This is a genomic window from Amnibacterium kyonggiense (genome assembly GCF_004364555.1).
GTDB classification, from domain to species: Bacteria; Actinomycetota; Actinomycetes; order Actinomycetales; family Microbacteriaceae; genus Amnibacterium; species Amnibacterium kyonggiense.
The window spans coordinates 1,361,801-1,378,014 of the sequence record NZ_SOAM01000001.1 but is presented as its reverse complement, the minus strand read 5'-3'; the positions used below and the strand labels follow the sequence as shown (position 1 = coordinate 1,378,014).

Below are 16,214 nucleotides of genomic sequence, written 5' to 3'. Positions count from 1 at the left end.
GGGTCAGCCGATCGCGTCGACCGCGCTCTTCGCCTTGGCGAGCGTCTGGTGCGCGGTCTGGTCCGTGGTGGAGAGCGAGCTGCGCAGCGTCGAGATGATGTTCCGCACCTCGGCCGCCGCCGCCTTCCAGCGCAGCTCCTTGCCGTGGTACTCGTCCGACACCCCGTCGGCCTGGTAGTCGGCCATCGCCGCGCGGACGTCCGCGTCGCGCTGGTCGATGAGCGCCTCGAGCTGCGCGGCGACCACGTTGAAGTTGTCCTGCGCGCTCTGCGACGCGGCGACGTCGTAGTCGCGGCGGTCCATCTGGTTCACCATCGGGATCTCCTCCTGTCCGTCGCTCAGCGGCTCGAGAACCGGGCGGCGTCGAACGACACCGACCCCATCGCGCTCGTCGCGTCGTCGGCCATCTGCTCGTCGCCCGCGTGGAACGTCGTGTCCATGCCGCGGATGCCACCGAGCACGGCGGCGAGCGACTGGTCGAGCTCCGCCGCCACCTGGTCCGACTCGCCCTTGAAGCGGTCGAACGCGGCGCGGCCGGCGCCGTTGAAGCGGTTCTCGATCGGCTCGGCGGCATGGAGCAGCGCCTTCACCTGCGCGCCGAGGTCGCCCGACGCGGAAGAGGTGCGCTTGCCGAGCTGGGCGAGCGTGTCGGCTCCCATCGCGAACTTCATGCGTGACCATCCTTCGATCAGGGGTTCTCATCGGAGCGTGCCGGGAGCACCTGGGCGGGTGCTGGGCGGCGCGAGCCGGGTGGTGGGCTCGACGTCCATGCTGCGCCGATCGTGGCCGACTGTCCACCTCGGGCTCGGAATGCGAGGGTCCCGGACCGTTCGCGGGCACACCGGTTCGACACGAAAGGCCTGATGGCCTGAGAATTGGGGGTCCTCGGTCGCCCGCCGGGGGCGCAGAGTGGACCGACCCACCCCGAACGGACCCCGCCATGCCCCACGCGCTGCTGCCCGCCGCGACCTGCGGCCGATGCGCAGCGCCCGTCGCGCCGGTCGCGGCGCGCTGCACGGTCTGCGGGGTCCGGCTGGATGACGTCGCGCCCGGGAGCGCCCTCGCCGGCGCCGGGCCGCTCGACGGGGTGTTCGCGGCGTCCGGCGGTCGTCGGAGGACGGCGCTGCTCGTGGACCTCGCCGTCGTACTGGCCGCCGGCGCGGCCGTCGCCGCTGCCGTCGAGCTCGCCTCCCGCGCCCTCGCCCGGGACGTCCTGCTCGCGACCGAGGCCGGCGTCCTCGCCGCGCTCATCGCGGTCGGCGCACTCGCGGGTGCGCTCCGCGCGTCGGGGAGGACCCCGGGCCGGGCCGGGCTCGGACTCCGCACCGTCGACGCGCTGAGCGGCCTCCCCACGCGGCGGTGGGGCGTCGCCGTCGCGGCGGTGCTCACGGGCCGCAGCAGATCGCTCGTCACGGCCGACCTCCGGCAGGGACGCGATCCCGCCGCTCCGCGGATCGTCCCCGTGGCGCTCGCGGCCGACACGCTCCCCGAGGCGCGGGCCGCCGCGGCCGCCCGCGCGCCTTCGCCCGTGGACACCGTGGCTGCCCGGCTCGTGGTCGACTCGGGTGACGAGCTCGTCGTCGACGGTCCGGTGCTGCTCGGGCGCGCACCGGAGCAGCGGCCCGGCGTCCGCCGGGTGCACGCGCTGCCCGATCTGAGTCGCGGCATCGCCCGCACGCACCTGCTCGTCGACTGGGCGGAGGGGCTGCTCTGGGTCACGGACCTCGGCTCCCCCGGCGGCACGAGCGTCCGCTCGGAAGCCGGCGCCTTCCGGCCGCTCGTGCCCGAGGTGCGCACCGCCGTCGCGCCGGGCTGGCGGATCCGCCTCGGCGGCCGCGAGCTCACCGTGCGGTCCGTGGCCGTGGAGGAAGGGGCCCCGCGTGGCTGACGAGACCGACGCCGTCCTGCTCGAAGCGGTCCGCACGCACCGGAGCCGTCTCCGCGGCGCGTTCCTGCTCGGCGAGCTGGCGGAGCGCCGGGCCGTGCACGACAACGTGAAGCGCGTCGTCGGCAGCCTCGTGCTCGCGGCGGTGGTGTGCGCCGGCTGCGTCGGCACCTCCCTCGTGCTGCACGCGCTCGCGACGCAGCAGACCGGAGCGGGCCGATGAGCGACTTCACCCGGGTGACCGTGGTCGGCTCGCAGCGGCGGGCGGTCGTCGTCGTGCCCAACGACGAGACCATCGGCACGCTCGTGCCCCAGCTCATGGACCTGCTCGGCGAGCCGGCGGCACGGGTGGCCCGACCGCTCACCCTGACGCGCCTGACCGGGGAGCAGCTCGACCCCGACCGCTCCCCCGCCGAACTCGCGGTCGCGGACGGCGAGCTGCTGCGCCTCGTCCGCCTCGACGAGGCGCCGCCGCCGCCCGAGGTGAGCGATGTGACGGACGCGGTGAGCGAGGCGATCGCCGACCGGCGCGACCGCTGGGACGCACCCGCGCGCATCGTCGCCGGCGCCGTCGGGATCGGGCTCGCCGCCGCGGGCGCCGGGATCGCCGCGCTCGCCGCAGCGTCCCCCGCGCCCGCCGTGCCCGCGGCGGCCTGGGCGCTCGCGCTGCTCGTCGCGCTCGGGCTCGGGCTGGGACGCCTCCGCCGCGCGCAGGGCGTCGCGCTCGCCGTCGCGCTCGGACTGGTCCCCGCCGCGGGCCTCGTCGCGACCGGCGTGGTCGGCGCCCGCGGGCCGGCGGCCGGCGCGGCGACCGTCGGCGTGCTCCTCGCGGTCCTCTGGGCGACGCTGCTGCTCGGCCACGGCGTCGCGTCCCGCAGCCGGGCCGCGACGCTCGGCTCGCTGCTGGGCCTCGGCGGCGCGGCGCTCCCCCTCGTCCTCCTCGGCCTCGGGCTGCCGCTCGGCCGCGTCGGCGCGGTGACCGCGGTCGTCGCCGTCGTCGCCGTCGGGCTCCTGCCCGCCGCGGCCATGAGCGCGTCCGGCCTCGCGGCGCTCGACGACCGGGTGATCGCCGGCCGGCTCACCCGGCGGGACGAGGTCCTCACGACGCTGGCGTCGGCCTACCGGACCCTGACGTGGTCGACGGCGGCGCTCGCGGCGACGCTCGCCGCCGCGCTGACCGCCGCCGTGCTGCGCCCGGATTCGTGGGTGCTCGGCACCGCGGGCGCGGTCGCCCTGGTCGTCGCGCTGCGGACCCGCGCATTCCCGTTGCGCTGGCAGGTGCTCGCGCTCTGGGCGGCCGTCGCGATCCCCGCCGCGGTGGCGATCGCCGGGCTGCTCGTCCCGGTCGCCGCCGCCGGCGCGTTCGCCCTCGCCGCTGTGGTGATCGGGGTGCTGGCCGAGGTGTCGCCCGCCCCGCACCGCCGGGCGGGTCTGCGCCGGATCGGCACGGTCCTGGAAGCGGTGGCCGTCGTCGCGCTCGTCCCGCTCGTGATCGGCGCCTTCGGCGTCTACGCGGAGCTGCTCGGGGCGTTCCGGTGAGCGGCGCCACCGCGCTCCTGCCGGCGCTGCTCGGCGGCGCGGCGGACCGCCAGGCCGAGCTGGAGGCCGCCGACCGCGCGATCCGCGCGCCGCTCGCGCTCAGCCGCCGCGTCGGGTTCGTGCAGCTCGTGGGCGGGGTCGGCGCCTCCACCACGGTCGCGGCCGTCGCGGCGCTCATCGCGGTGCGGCGCCGGGGCGCCGTGCTCGCGGTGGACGCCGCTGCCGGGCCGCGGTCGCTGCGCTGGCACGCGGGTCTCGGCACGACCGCACCGCCTCCGGCCGACGCCCGCCGCACCCGGCCGCAGTCGCAGGCGGACGCGCTCGCGGGCCTGCCGATCACCGACGCCGGGGTGGCCGTGCTCGACGGTCACGCCGAGGACGATCTCGCGATCACCGAGACGGCCTGGGCGGAGCACGTCGCCCCGCTCGCACGCTTCTGCCCCGTGGTCTGCACCGACTGGGGCGTGCGAGGCGCGGGAGCCGACCTCGGCGGCGTCGCCGCGGCGTCGAGCACGGTGTGCGTCGTGACGCGATCGGACCGCAGCGCACTCGAGCGCGCGCTCGCGGCCGCCGAAGCCGTCCGCGCGCTCCCGAACGGCCCCGACGTCGTGGTCGCCGCGGTCGACGTCGGCCGCACCGGTGGCCGACTGCCGGTCGGCTTCGGCGCGGACGTCGGAGTCCCGGTCGTCCGCGTCCCGTTCGAGCCGGCGCGCCGCGCCCTCCGGCCGGTCCACGGCGCCGATTGCTCGTCCGCGACCCGCGCCGCGCTGATCCGGCTCGCCGCCGCCGTCATGACACCGGGCGGGAACCGGCGATGAGCCTCCGCATCGTGCACCGGCCTGCGCGCATCACCCGACCGGTGACCCCGCCCGACCCCGACGTGCTCGCACCGCCGCCGGCCCTCGGCGACGGACCGCTCTCGGGCATCCCCATCCAGACGCTGCTGCCCGTCGTCGGCTCGCTCTCATCGATCGTGATGATCGTCGTCCTGCGCAACGCGAACCCGGTGTTCATGGTCGTCGGCGCCGTCATCCTCGTCGTCGCGCTCGTGGGCGGCGTCGGCGCTGCGCTCTCGTCCCGCGGCCAGGCGGCCCGTCAGCGGCGCCTGCAGCGCGGGCGGTACCTCGACTTCCTCGAGCGCACCCGCACCGAGCTGCGTCGACGCGCCCGCGAGGTGCGGGACCGGGCGGCGATGCTCGATCCCGAGCCGGGCGCGCTGCTCGACCTCGTCCGCGACCCGGCGCGGCTCTGGGAGCGGCGCCGCGGCGACGCGGACTTCCTCCGGGCCCGGATCGGCACCGGCGAGGTCCCGTGGTTCCGGCTCGCGCTGCCCCGCGACGAGAACCCCGTGCAGCCGTTCGACCCGATCATGCGCGCCGAGGCGCAGCTCGTGGTCGACCAGTACTCCGCGATCGCGGGGATGCCCGTCGCCGTCGACCTCGAGCGGGCGGGGCACGTCTCGATCGTCGGGACCGCCGACGAGGTGCTCGGCGTCGCGCGGTCCTTGATCGCCCAGCTGGCGGCGCTGCACTCGCCGGAGGACCTCCACCTCGCCGCTGCGTTCCCCGAGTCCGCGGCGAGCGACTGGACGGGGTTCGACGCGCTGCCGCACGTCGTCGACGCGACCCTGTTCGACGGCCCGGTCCCCGCCCGGCGGATCGCACCCGACGCGGCGTCGCTCGCCGCCGTGCTCGGGGGCGACCTCGCGGATCGGGCACAGGTCGCCGCGACCGCGAAGCGCAGCACCGGCGACACCGGTACGACCGGGCTCCCGCGGCTCGTGGTGCTGCTCGACGACCGCGGGCACGTCGCCTCGACGCTCCCGGTGCCCGACGCCGACCTCGGCCTCCCCGATCTGCAGACCACCGCGGTGCACCTGCTGACCGACCGCCTGCACGAGCCCTCCGACGTCACCGTGCGGATCACGGTCGAGGACGGCGAGGCCGTCGTCACCGACGTCCGGCGGGTGGCGGACGGCCAGGTGGAGGAACGGACCGCGCGGCTCGACGTCACGCCGCCGCCGCTGTTCCGGGCCCTCGCCTCCGCGCTCGCGCCGCTCCGGCTCAGCCTCAGCGCCGTCGACGAGGCGGAGTCGGCGGAGGGCGTCAGCATCGCCGAGCTGCTCGGGATCGGCGACGTCACCGGGGTGTCGCCGGAGACGGCCTGGACGCCCCGCACCCCGCGGGACTTCCTGCGAGTGCCGATCGGGCTCGACGACTTCGGCGCCCCGGTCCTGCTCGATCTCAAGGAGTCCGCGGAGCTCGGCATGGGGCCGCACGGCCTCTGCGTGGGAGCGACCGGGTCGGGCAAGAGCGAGATGCTGCGGACCCTCGTGCTCGGGCTCGCGCTGTCGCACGCCCCCGACGACCTGGCGATGGTGCTCGTCGACTTCAAGGGCGGTGCCGCGTTCGCCTCCTTCGCCGGGCTGCCGCACGTCGCGGGCATCATCGACAACCTGCAGGACGACGCCCAGCTGACCGAGCGGGCTCGCGCCTCCATCGCCGGCGAGGTCGTGCGGCGGCAGAAGGTGCTCCGCGACGCCGGGAACCTCGCGTCCGTGTCGCACTACGCCGAGATGCGCCGGGAGCGGCCCGACCTCCCGCCGCTGCCGCACCTCCTGCTCGTCATCGACGAGTTCGGCGAGCTGCTCACCGCCGAGCCGGAGTTCATCGAGCTGCTCATCACCATCGGCCGCATCGGCCGGTCCATCGGCGTGCACCTGCTGCTGTCCAGCCAGCGCATCGAGGCCGGGAAGCTCCGCGGCCTCGACACCTACCTCTCGTACCGGATCGGGCTCCGCACGTTCTCGGAGACGGAGTCCACGACGATCATCGACCGGCCGGACGCGTTCCACCTCCCGGCCATCCCCGGCTACGCCTACCTGAAGGTCGACACGACGGTGTTCCGCCGCTTCCGGGCCGGCTACGTCTCCGGCCCCGTCGAGGCGGTCAGCGCGCCGGCGCCGCTCGACGCGCCCCGCGCGATGCTGCTGCCGGTGCACAACGGGCTCGCTCCCGCGGAGCCGGGCGTCGAGCCGGAGCTGCAGCGCCCCCGCGTCGGCCGTGCGCTCGTCGACGAGGCCGTCGACCGGCTGGCCGACGGTCAGCGCGCCGTCGCGCCGGTGTGGATGCCGCCGCTGCCCGCGCGGCTCGCGCTGTCCCGCGTCGTCGACCCCGCGCGGCGGGGTGGGGCCCCGATGCTGGTGCCCCTCGGCCTGCTCGACGATCCGGGCGGCCAGCGGCAGGAGCCGTGGCTCCTCGACCTCGCGGCGGCGGGCGGGCACGCCGCCGTGATCGGCGCGCCGGGCTCCGGCCGCAGCACGGTGCTCCGCACGCTCGCGGCCGCGACGGCCCTCTCCACCGAGCCGGGCCAGGTCGCCGTGTACGGAATCGACCTGTCGGGCGGCGGACTCGCCGCGATCGAGGCGTTCCCGCACGTGGGCGGCGTCGCGACGCGGGCCGACCCGGCGACGGTGCAGCGGCTGCTGGAGGAGGTGCAGCTGATGCTCGCGGAGCGCGAGCGCGTGTTCCGCGAGCACCGCATCGACTCCCCCGCCGAGCTGCGGCGCCGGCACGCCGCGGGCCGGGTGCCGGAGCTGCGGACCGCCGACGTCGTGCTGCTCGTGGACGGCTACGGCGCCGTGCGCGGCGAGTTCGAGCGCTTCGACGAGGCGCTCGCCGACCTCCTGCAGCGCGGCAGCGGCTTCGGCGTGCACCTCGTGCTCGGTCTCACCCGTTGGAACGAGCTGCGGATGAGCCTGCAGCCGCTCGTCGGCACGCGGGTCGAGCTGCGCCTCAACGACGCCGCGGACTCGCTGATCGACCGGCGGCTCATGCGCACGATCCGCCCCGACCAGCCCGGCCGGGTCCTCACGGAGGGCGGGCTGTTCGCCCAGGTCGCCCTGCCCGTGCTCGACGACGTGGCCGACACGGACCTGCCGACCGCGCTCGAGGAGCTCGCCGCATCCACGGTCGCGGGTTGGGCCGGTCCGGCGGCGGCGCCGATCCGCCTCCTGCCGACCTCCCTCGACCCCGGCGCGCTGCCCGACCCCTTCGACGAGCCCGACCGCGTTCCGATCGGCCTGCGGCAGGACACGATGTCGCCGGTCGCGCTCGATCTCGAGCGGGCCGACCAGCACCTGCTCGTCTTCGGCGACGTGGGCTGCGGCAAGACGACCGTGCTCCGCGGCGCGATCACGGGGCTCGTCGACCGGTACACGGCGGACGAGCTGGTGATCGCGGTGATGGACACGCGCGGCGGCCTGCGCGACGCGTGCCCCGACGAGTACCTCGGCGGGTCCGCGGCGAGCAGCACGGAGGCCGGGCAGCTGGCCTCGGCGATCGCGATCGAGCTGCGGAAGCGGCAGGCGGATCGCACCTCCGGGCCGCGGATCGTGGTGGTCGTCGACGACTTCGACATCCTGTCGTCGGGCGGCACGAGCCCGCTCGAACCCCTGCTCCCGTTCCTGCCGAGCGCGCGCGACCTGCGTCTGCACGTGATGCTCACGCGGCCCGTCGCGGGCCTGCAGCGCGCCCTGTTCGACCGGTCGCTGCAAGCCCTGCGCGAGACCGGTGGGACGACGCTGCTCATGTCGGGCGACCGCGCGGAGGGCCAGATCCTGCCGCGCGTGTACGCGGAGCCGATGGTGCCCGGCCGCGGTCGGCTGGTGCGGCGCGGCGACAGCGGCGTCATCGTGCAGATCGCGGCGTTCGCGGACGCGCTCGAGGTCGGCCGGTGACGGATCCGCTGGCCGCCCAGGACTCCGGGGTGCGCGTCGTCGTCGCGGGGACGGGCGGCGGCGTCGGCGTCACGACCGTCGCGGCGCTCCTGTTCGAGGGCATGCGGTCGCGCCCGCTCGGCGCCCCGCAGCTGCTCGATCACGCGGGCGGCGACGTCGGCACCCGCCTCCCGAGCGGTGACGAGGTGGCGCGGATCGATCCGCTCGTGCGACTGCAGGACGCCGGCCGGCACGCGGCGCGGATCGCCCTCGACGTCCTCGCGAGGCCGCACGACCTGCTCGTCATCGTCGCGCCGCGCACCCCGCTGGGCCTCGCCGACGCCCGCGCCCTGCTGACGGAGGTCGATGGGAGCACCGGCCTGCAGGGCCGCCGCCGCACGGTGCTGGCGCTCGACGCGCCGTTCGGCCCGGTGCGCGACGCCGACGAGCTGGAGTCGCTGCGGAGCGACTTCGAGCGCCGGAGCGTGCACGCGATCCCGACCGACCCCGCGCTCGCGGTCGGCGGTCGGATCGCGATGCCGCGCCTCGCACGCCCGACCCGTCGGGCCGCGCACGACCTCGCGGCGCACGTCGCGGACCTCGTGTCGCGCCACCGGGCGGGCGTCGGCGGCTGATCCGCCTGCGCGGCCGGGAGGACGCCCCGTCCCCTCCGGGTCACGTGGTGGAGGATCGCCCCGTGGAGATCGAGGTCATCGGCGTCCCGACGAGCGCGGGGGCGCACCACGCGGGGCAGGACCTCGCGCCCGCCGCGCTGCGGGAGCACGGCCTGCTCGACCGGCTGCGCGCCGGCGGCCTGGTCGTCCACGATGCGGGCGACGTCGCCGGCGAGCGCTTCCGTCGCGACCCGTCGAACGGGGTCCCGCGCAACCTCGATGCGGTGGTGCGGGTGGCGGCGCTCGTGGCCGGCGAGGTCGAGCGGGTGCTGACGGCCGGTCGCTTCGCGCTCGTCCTCGGCGGCGACTGCACGATCGAGCTCGGGGTCGTCGCGGGCGCGCAGCGCGCGCTCGGCGACCTCCGCCTCGCCTACCTCGACGGCGACGCGGACCTCGCTTCCCCCGGGCACCCGGGCAGCGGCATCGCCGACGCGTCCGGCATCGCGCATCTGCTCGGGATCGCGGACGACGCCCTCGCACGCCTCGGGTCGCGGTTCCCGCTGCTCGACGACCGCCACCTCGCGATGCTCGGGTACGACCCGGACGACGTCGACGCGGTCGACGCCGCCGCCCTCCAGGCTCGGCCGGGTCTGCTGCACGTCGACCACCGCTCGCTCGCCGCGCACCCGAACGGCGCCGTGCTCCGCGTGCGGGAGGCCTTCGGCGCGGCCCCGGTGGTCGTCCACTTCGACGTCGACGCGGTCGACTCCGCCGAGCTGCCGCTCGCGAACTTCCCGCACTACGGCACCGGCGTGCCCCTCGCGACGGCGATGGAGGTGCTCGAGGGCCTCCTCGCCCTCCCCGGGGCCCGAGCGCTGACCCTCACCGAGGTGAATCCGACGTACGACCCGAACGGTGCGGAGCTCGACCGGTACGTCCACGCCGTCGCCGACGCCGTGCTCGAGGCCCTCGCGCCGGAGGGCGACGACGCCCACCCGCGCTGAGTCAGGCGCGGTTCTCGCTGAGCCGCGCGGCGACGACCTGCGGCATGAGCGCGGCGAGGTCCGCCTGCACGTGCAGCGCGATCTCGACGTCGTCCGCCTCCGACGCGCTCGCGCCGACGAGGTGCTCGTGGAACCCCTCCGGCCAGGGCGTGCCGGTCACCGCGGCCCAGGTGCGCCAGGCGACGAAGGCCTCCTCGAGCGGCTGCGCGGCGACGACGTCCTCCACCTCGTGCGACACGGTCTCCACCATCTCGCCGATCGACAGGTGATCGCCCCGGTGCGCGCGGATGCGCTGGTCGGCGAGCTGCGTGATCGGCAGCCACGCGTCGGTGCGGAGCAGCTGCGAGGGATGGCGCGGCAGCCGGACCAGGGCCGCCGGCGGCGGGGGCGCGGCGCGCGGGACCGCGAGCACGTGGTGCTCGGGCGCCCGACGGCGCGACGCAGCAGCGCGTCGGATCCGCCCGAACATGCCGCCCAGCACCCTCCGATCGTAGGCGCGCCCGATCCGACCCCGCACCCGCATCCTCCGTTTCGGAGGACTCGTCGTCCTACGAAACGAGGAATGCGCGATCAGGCGTCGTGCTTCTTCAGGTCCGAGAGGCTCTGGTCGGGGTCGCGCTTGATGCTGACGAGGCTCGCGACCGTCGCCACGGCCATCGACACCACGATGACGATGAGCGAGAGCCCGGTGCCGATCTCCGGCACCGGCACGTGCTCGCCGCCGTTGACGAACGGCAGCTCGTTCTCGTGGAGGGCGTGCAGGACGAGCTTCACGCCGATGAAGGCGAGGATGAACGCGATCCCGTACTTCAGGTACTTCAGCCGCTCGACGAGGTCGCCGAGCAGGAAGAAGAGCTGGCGGAGGCCCATCAGCGCGAACACGTTCGCGGTGAAGACGATGAAGGGGCTGTCGGTGATGCCGAAGATCGCGGGGATCGAGTCGAGCGCGAACAGCAGGTCGGTGGCGCCGAGGGAGATCAGCACGATGAGGATCGGCGTGAAGTAGCGCTTGCCGTCGATCGTCGTGCGGATCTTCCCGCCGTCGTAGCGGTCCGTCAGCGACAGGTGGCGCTTGGCGAAGCGGATCAGACGCGTGTCGGTCGCGTCGCCGTGCTCGCTGCCGAACGCCTGCGTGATCGCGGTGTAGACGAGGAACGCGCCGAACAGGTAGAAGATCCAGCTGAAGTTCTCGATCAGCTGCGCGCCGATGAGGATGAAGATCCCGCGGAAGACGAGCGCGAGGATGATCCCGACCATCAGGACCTCCTGCTGCCGCACCTTCGGCACGGCGAAGCCCGTCATGATCACGATGAAGACGAACAGGTTGTCGATCGAGAGCGAGTACTCGGTCAACCAGCCGGCCACGAACTCGGTCGCGTGGGTGGGCCCGTCGATCACGAGCAGCAGCCCCGCGAAGATCAGCGCGAGCACCACGTAGAAGACGACCCAGAGGGTCGACTCGCGGGTGGAGGGGACGTGCGGTCGTCGGTAGCCGAGGAACACGTCGACCGCGAGGATCAGGACGAGCACGGCGATCGAGACGACCTCGAACGGCAGCGGGACGATGGTCACGGGGTGGTTCTCCTCGAGGGCAGGGGGTGTCCTCGAACGTCTCTCCCTCGCCCTGACGGGCGCCGCACCCCCGGATCCGCCGACGATGCGGATCGTGCTGACGAGTGGTGCGGTGTCGGGATACTCCCCTTCGCGCCCCGAACCCTATCGGGTCGGCACGTCCGACGCGCCGCGTCCCACGCGACCCCGCGCGAGGAGGACGGCGCCGACCATCGCGGCCGCGCCCCAGACGAACGCCGCGCGGTCGAGGCCGACCTCCATCGCCCAGAACGGCGGGACGACGGCGAGCACCCCGGCGACCACGAGCACCGGCGTCGCGGGCACGGGACCGACGCGCTTCGGACCCCGCTCGAAGCGCGCGAGCCCGAGCGACAGGACGAACAGGACCACGAGGACGGACAGGTCGCCCGGGATACGGGCCAGCCACCACGCGGTTGTGCCGACCGCCGGGACGACCGACGGCCAGGCGAGCACCGTCGCAGCGACCGCGATGACGAGCAGCAGGTGCCAGAGGTAGACCGTCATCAGCCGCGTGCCCGCGATCCCCACGAAGGCCTGCGCGGGCCGGGTGCGCATGAGACCGTCGAGCGCCGGCTTCACGAGCACGAACAGGGCCGTCTGCCCCACGCCGATCAGCACGAGCGGCAGCGTCGGCGGGTTGAGGTCGTCCAGCATGTCCGGCGAGTACAGGCCGGAGGACGCGAGCACCCCGACCGTGCCGAAGGCGACCGTCGCGAGGCCGAGCAGCGCGGGGCGGCGCAGGCGGCCCAGGGTGCCGTCGGCGAGCAGGAAGCCGATCTGCTGCACGAGCGGCCAGACGAGCAGGAGGTTCAGGAGGCCGACCGTCTGCACGCCCGTCGACCCGCGGACGGCGTCGACCAGGACGACGCCCGCGAGCAGCGTCGCGAACGTCGCCGCCGGATGCGTGGTGTGCAGCCGGATCATCAGCGGCACCGCGGCCTGGCAGACGAGGTAGGCGGCGAGGAACCAGAGCGGCAGGCCGAGCCCGTTCGCGAGGAGGTCCGCCGGCAGGCCCGCGGCACCCGCGAGCCACACGACCGCGCCGACGATGACGAACCAGACCGCGGCGGGCGTCCCGAGCCGCAGGAGCCGGGCACGGAAGAAGTCCGCCCCCGTGCCGCCCTTCCGCTGCGTCGACCGCCAGCCCTGCCAGGAGGCGAAGCCGCCGACGACGAAGAACAGCGGCATCAGCTGCCCGAACCAGCTCGCGACCGCGAACCAGGGCTGCTCCTGGACGACGTTCCTCCAGCCGATCGCGCCGGCCGGGCCGACCGTGAGCCCGAGCATCAGCGAGTGCAGCACGACGACGAGCAGCACGCAGCAGACCCGGACGAGGTCGACCGAGAGGTCGCGGCCGGCGAGGAGGCGCTGCCGGTCCGCGGCGGTGAGGGCTTCAGCCATGCCTCATCGTCGAGCACTGACGAGGGATCCCGGGGATCGTTGTGCGCGATCTCCAAGCGTGTCGCGCCGGGCGGGGGCCAACGGCTGCGCCCGAGCGACAGCGGTGCCCAGGAGATCCGGGGTGCGGCCGGACGGCGTCAGTGCTCCGCGAGCACCCGCATCACGACGTCCTGGGCGTCGTCGGCGCGGTCCGCGGCGGTCCAGAGGTCGTGCGGCCCCGTCGCGCGCCGATCGCGCCCCGGCAGCCGAACGGGCGCTGCCCAGGCCGCGATGCCCTCGGCGAGCAGCGCGGCCATGGTCGCGTCGACCCGGTCCGCGGGGAGGCGCTCCCCGGGGGTCCAGAAGACCGCCTCGAGTCCGTTGCCGTGCCCGAACGGCGGCAGCTGGAACGCGCGACCGAACTGCAGCGGGTTCACCGCCGGCATCGGCGCGTCGATCGACGGCAGGGAGCGGTCGCGCCACGGTGCCGCCGCCGGCGGCGCCTCGTGCCGCCGGGACAGGCCGAGGACGATCGTGACGACCGAGCGCAGGAGGCCGGATCGTCGGCCCGTGACCCTCCTGCGCCGCCCCATCAGTACCGGCGGGGCGGGCGGCGCTGGCCGTCCTGGCCGCTCCGGCGCGGTCCGCCCTCGCCGCCGCTCTTCCGCAGCGGGCCGCCGTCATGGCGCATCGCGATGAGCTTGCCGCTGATCCGGGTGCCGGACAGCTTGTCGAGCACGTCGTCGGACAGGCCGACGGGCAGCTCGATCAGCGAGTACTCCTGGCGGATGTCGATGCCGCCGAAGTCCTCGCGGCCGAGGCCGCCCTCGTTCGCGAGCGCGCCGATGATCTGGCGCGGCTCGACGCGCTGGCGACGGCCGACCTCGAGCCGGTACGTCGTGCGCGGCCCGGAGGCGGAGCGGCTGCGGCGCTCCGCGGTGCTCGGCCGATCCGGCCGGTCGACGTCGAACTTCTCGAAACGCGGCTGCGCCCGGTCGTCGTTCGGATCGAGCAGCAGGGGCGTCTCCCCCTGCGCCACGACCGCGAGCGCCGCGGCGACGTCCGCCTCGGGCACGTCGTGGTGCTCGACGTAGTGGGCGATGATGTCGCGGAACCGGTCGATGCGGCTGCGCTGCTCGAGCGCCGCCGTGATCTGGTCGTCGAACCGGCTCAGCCGGGTCGCGTTGACGTCCTCCGCGGTCGGCAGCTGCATCTGCGTGACCGGCTGGTGCGTGGCGCGCTCGATGGAGGTCAGCATGCGCCGCTCGCGCGGCGTGACGAAGCTGATCGCCTCGCCGGAGCGCCCGGCCCGCCCCGTGCGGCCGATGCGGTGCACGTACGACTCGGTGTCGATCGGCAGGTCGTAGTTGACGACGTGGCTGATCCGCTCGACGTCGAGACCGCGGGCCGCGACGTCGGTGGCGACGAGGATGTCGAGCTTCCCGGACTTCAGCTGGTTCACGGTCCGCTCGCGCTGCGCCTGCGCCACGTCGCCGCTGATCGCGGCCGCGGTGTAGCCGCGGGCGCGGAGCTTCTCCGCGAGCGTCTCGGTCTCGTTCTTCGTCCGGACGAAGACGATGACGCCCTCGAAGTTCTCCACCTCGAGGATGCGGGTGAGCGCGTCCACCTTCTGCGGGTAGGACACCACGAGGTAGCGCTGCCGGATGGTGGCGGAGGTCGTGGTCGTCGTCGCGACCGTGATCTCCTCCGGATCGTGCAGGTACTGCTGCGAGATGCGGCGGATCTGCGCCGGCATCGTCGCCGAGAACAGGGCGACCTGCTTCGTGTCCGGGGTGTCGGCGAGGATCGTCGCGACGTCCTCCGCGAACCCCATCTTCAGCATCTCGTCCGCCTCGTCGAGCACGAGGTACTTCAGCTCGGAGAGGTCGAGGGTGCCCTTCTCGAGGTGGTCCATGATCCGGCCGGGCGTGCCGACGACGATGTGGACGCCGCGGCGCAGCGCGGAGAGCTGCTGCCCGTACGCCTGGCCGCCGTAGACGGGGAGGAGGCGCACGCCCTTCATGTGGGAGGCGTAGCTCTCGAACGCCTCGCAGACCTGGAGCGCGAGCTCGCGGGTCGGCGCGAGCACGAGCGCCTGCGGGGTGTCCTGCGCGAGGTCGAGGCGGGACAGGATCGGCAGCGCGAACGCGGCGGTCTTGCCGGTGCCGGTCTGGGCGCGGCCGACGACGTCGCGGCCTTGGAGCAGGGAGGGGATCGTGGCGGCCTGGATGGCCGAGGGCGTCTCGTAGCCGAGGTCCCTCAACCCCTTGAGGACGGCGGGCGCGAGGCCGAGGTCCGCGAAGGACGGCCCCTGCGGCTCGGCGGGTGCGGCGGCAGCAGGAGCGGGTTCGACCACGTCCTGCTCGATCGAGTCAGAAACGGGCATCCGAGAAGTCTACCGCGATCAGGAGATTGTCAGCCCGCCCTGGACCGCGGGCCAGGGAGCGGGCGCCCTAGGCCCGGAGGCCGCGGAGCAGGGCGGCCGCGGTGTCCGGCGCGATCGCGTAGCTCGCGCTGAACGAGAGACGGGTCACGAGCCCCTCGAACCGCGACCGGAGGGTCGCCGCCACCTCGTCCGCGGAGCCGACCGCGGCGAAGGCGGCCAGCACGTCGTCGGGCACCAGCTCGGCCATCGCGTCCCACTCGCCGCGGCGGGAGGCCGCGTGCAGCCGCTCGTGCAGGTCGGTCCAGCCGTGCGCCTCGAGGACCGGGAGGTAGGCGGGGGTGCTGCCGTAGAACGCGATCTGCGCCCGGGTGGCCCGGATCGCCGCATCGAGCGACGGCCCGTCGTCGCCCACGGCGACGAGCGCGGGCAGCGCGACGCCGACCGACGCCGCGTCGCGACCCGCCGCCTCCGCCCCGCGGCGCAGCGCCGGCAGGCTCACGTCGACGAGGTAGTCGCGCGTGGTGAAGCTGTGCGCGTGCAGCCCGTCGGCCACCCGGCCGGCGGTCTCCGTCATCCGCTCGCCCACCGCCGCGATCCAGATCGGCGGCAGCGGCACCTCGAGCGGCTGCGGGCTGAAGAACGGCGTCATCAGGGTGTGCGAGTAGAACTCGCCCTGGAAGCGCAGCGGCGCCCCGGTCTGCCAGGTCGCCCAGATCGCGCGGACCGCCTCGACGAACTCCGCCATCCGTGCGGCCGGCTTCGACCACGGCATCGAGAAGCGGCGCTCGATGTGGGCCCGCACCTGCGAGCCGAGGCCGAGCAGGAAGCGGCCGCCCGAGATCGCCTGCAGGTCGTGCGCGGTCTGCGCGACCGTCATCGGGCTGCGCGCGAACGCGACGGCGATCGTCGACAGCAGCTCGACGCGCTCGGTCGCCTGCGCGGCGAGCGCGAGGGAGAGGAACGGATCGTGCCGGGTCTCGGAGGCGCCGACGCCGTCGTAGCCCTCCGCCTCCGCCGTCACCGCGCGGGCCGCGAGGGCCCGGGCGTCGAGGCCCGGGTCGCCGCCGAGATCGATCCGGAACGTCGTCGTCACGAC

General features: G+C 75.0%; 15 protein-coding genes. 7 read left to right on the top strand and 8 right to left on the bottom strand.

Annotated elements, in window-relative coordinates:
* Positions 1-3 precede the first annotated feature (3 nt).
* Together CLV52_RS06990 and CLV52_RS06985 are read right to left on the bottom strand one after the other, a co-directional pair.
* Positions 4-315: a pore-forming ESAT-6 family protein gene (locus CLV52_RS06990; protein ID WP_133765511.1), complete on the bottom strand. Its 312-nt coding sequence runs from the start codon at positions 313-315 to the stop codon at positions 4-6.
* 23 nt (positions 316-338) lie between these two features.
* Positions 339-671 (bottom strand): hypothetical protein, encoded by a 333-nt coding sequence (locus tag CLV52_RS06985; RefSeq protein WP_133765510.1) that lies wholly within the window; start codon positions 669-671, stop codon positions 339-341.
* A 269-nt stretch (positions 672-940) separates the two neighbouring features.
* Here CLV52_RS06985 and CLV52_RS06980 point away from each other — a divergent pair, with 269 nt between their 5' ends.
* The 7 genes from CLV52_RS06980 (at position 941) to CLV52_RS06950 (ending at position 9,759) form a co-directional block, all read left to right on the top strand.
* Complete coding sequence (locus tag CLV52_RS06980) at positions 941-1,888, top strand: FHA domain-containing protein (RefSeq protein ID WP_133765509.1); 948 nt, start codon at positions 941-943, stop codon at positions 1,886-1,888.
* The gene (locus CLV52_RS06975) at positions 1,881-2,108 is read left to right on the top strand and encodes a helix-turn-helix domain-containing protein (RefSeq protein WP_133765508.1); all 228 of its coding nucleotides are present in this window, start codon (positions 1,881-1,883) and stop codon (positions 2,106-2,108) included. Before CLV52_RS06980 ends, CLV52_RS06975 begins: the two co-directional genes overlap by 8 nt.
* The gene (locus tag CLV52_RS06970; RefSeq protein WP_133765507.1) at positions 2,105-3,424 is read left to right on the top strand and encodes an EsaB/YukD family protein; all 1,320 of its coding nucleotides are present in this window, start codon (positions 2,105-2,107) and stop codon (positions 3,422-3,424) included. The genes CLV52_RS06975 and CLV52_RS06970 overlap by 4 nt, the downstream gene beginning before the upstream one ends.
* Entirely contained in the window at positions 3,421-4,242 is an 822-nt protein-coding gene (locus tag CLV52_RS06965) for a hypothetical protein (RefSeq protein WP_133765506.1), read from the top strand. Before CLV52_RS06970 ends, CLV52_RS06965 begins: the two co-directional genes overlap by 4 nt.
* Positions 4,239-8,162 carry a type VII secretion protein EccCa gene (gene eccCa / locus CLV52_RS06960; RefSeq protein ID WP_133765505.1) on the top strand — a complete coding sequence of 1,308 codons (3,924 nt, stop codon included), beginning with the start codon at positions 4,239-4,241 and terminating at the stop codon, positions 8,160-8,162. Before CLV52_RS06965 ends, eccCa begins: the two co-directional genes overlap by 4 nt.
* Positions 8,159-8,776 carry a hypothetical protein gene (locus tag CLV52_RS06955; protein ID WP_133765504.1) on the top strand — a complete coding sequence of 206 codons (618 nt, stop codon included), beginning with the start codon at positions 8,159-8,161 and terminating at the stop codon, positions 8,774-8,776. The genes eccCa and CLV52_RS06955 overlap by 4 nt, the downstream gene beginning before the upstream one ends.
* 62 nt (positions 8,777-8,838) lie before the next feature.
* The gene (locus CLV52_RS06950; protein WP_162850741.1) at positions 8,839-9,759 is read left to right on the top strand and encodes an arginase family protein; all 921 of its coding nucleotides are present in this window, start codon (positions 8,839-8,841) and stop codon (positions 9,757-9,759) included.
* A gap of 1 nt (position 9,760) precedes the next feature.
* On the opposite strand, the gene CLV52_RS06945 is transcribed toward CLV52_RS06950, so the two are convergent.
* From CLV52_RS06945 to CLV52_RS06920, 6 genes are all read right to left on the bottom strand, one after another.
* Positions 9,761-10,240, bottom strand: a complete 480-nt coding sequence (locus tag CLV52_RS06945; protein WP_133765502.1) for a hypothetical protein — start codon at positions 10,238-10,240, stop codon at positions 9,761-9,763.
* Between the two features lie 89 nt (positions 10,241-10,329).
* A complete protein-coding gene (locus CLV52_RS06940) occupies positions 10,330-11,331 on the bottom strand; it encodes a TerC family protein (protein WP_246017995.1) in 1,002 nt (333 codons plus the stop codon).
* Positions 11,332-11,475: 144 nt separating this feature from the next.
* Positions 11,476-12,753, bottom strand: coding sequence for an acyltransferase family protein (locus CLV52_RS06935; RefSeq protein ID WP_133765501.1), 1,278 nt, complete (start codon positions 12,751-12,753; stop codon positions 11,476-11,478).
* Positions 12,754-12,890: 137 nt separating this feature from the next.
* Entirely contained in the window at positions 12,891-13,325 is a 435-nt protein-coding gene (locus CLV52_RS06930; protein WP_133765500.1) for a hypothetical protein, read from the bottom strand.
* Entirely contained in the window at positions 13,325-15,118 is a 1,794-nt protein-coding gene (locus CLV52_RS06925) for a DEAD/DEAH box helicase (protein WP_133765499.1), read from the bottom strand. The genes CLV52_RS06930 and CLV52_RS06925 overlap by 1 nt, the downstream gene beginning before the upstream one ends.
* A gap of 67 nt (positions 15,119-15,185) precedes the next feature.
* Positions 15,186-16,211, bottom strand: coding sequence for a TIGR03617 family F420-dependent LLM class oxidoreductase (locus tag CLV52_RS06920; RefSeq protein WP_162850740.1), 1,026 nt, complete (start codon positions 16,209-16,211; stop codon positions 15,186-15,188).
* Positions 16,212-16,214: the final 3 nt, after the last annotated feature.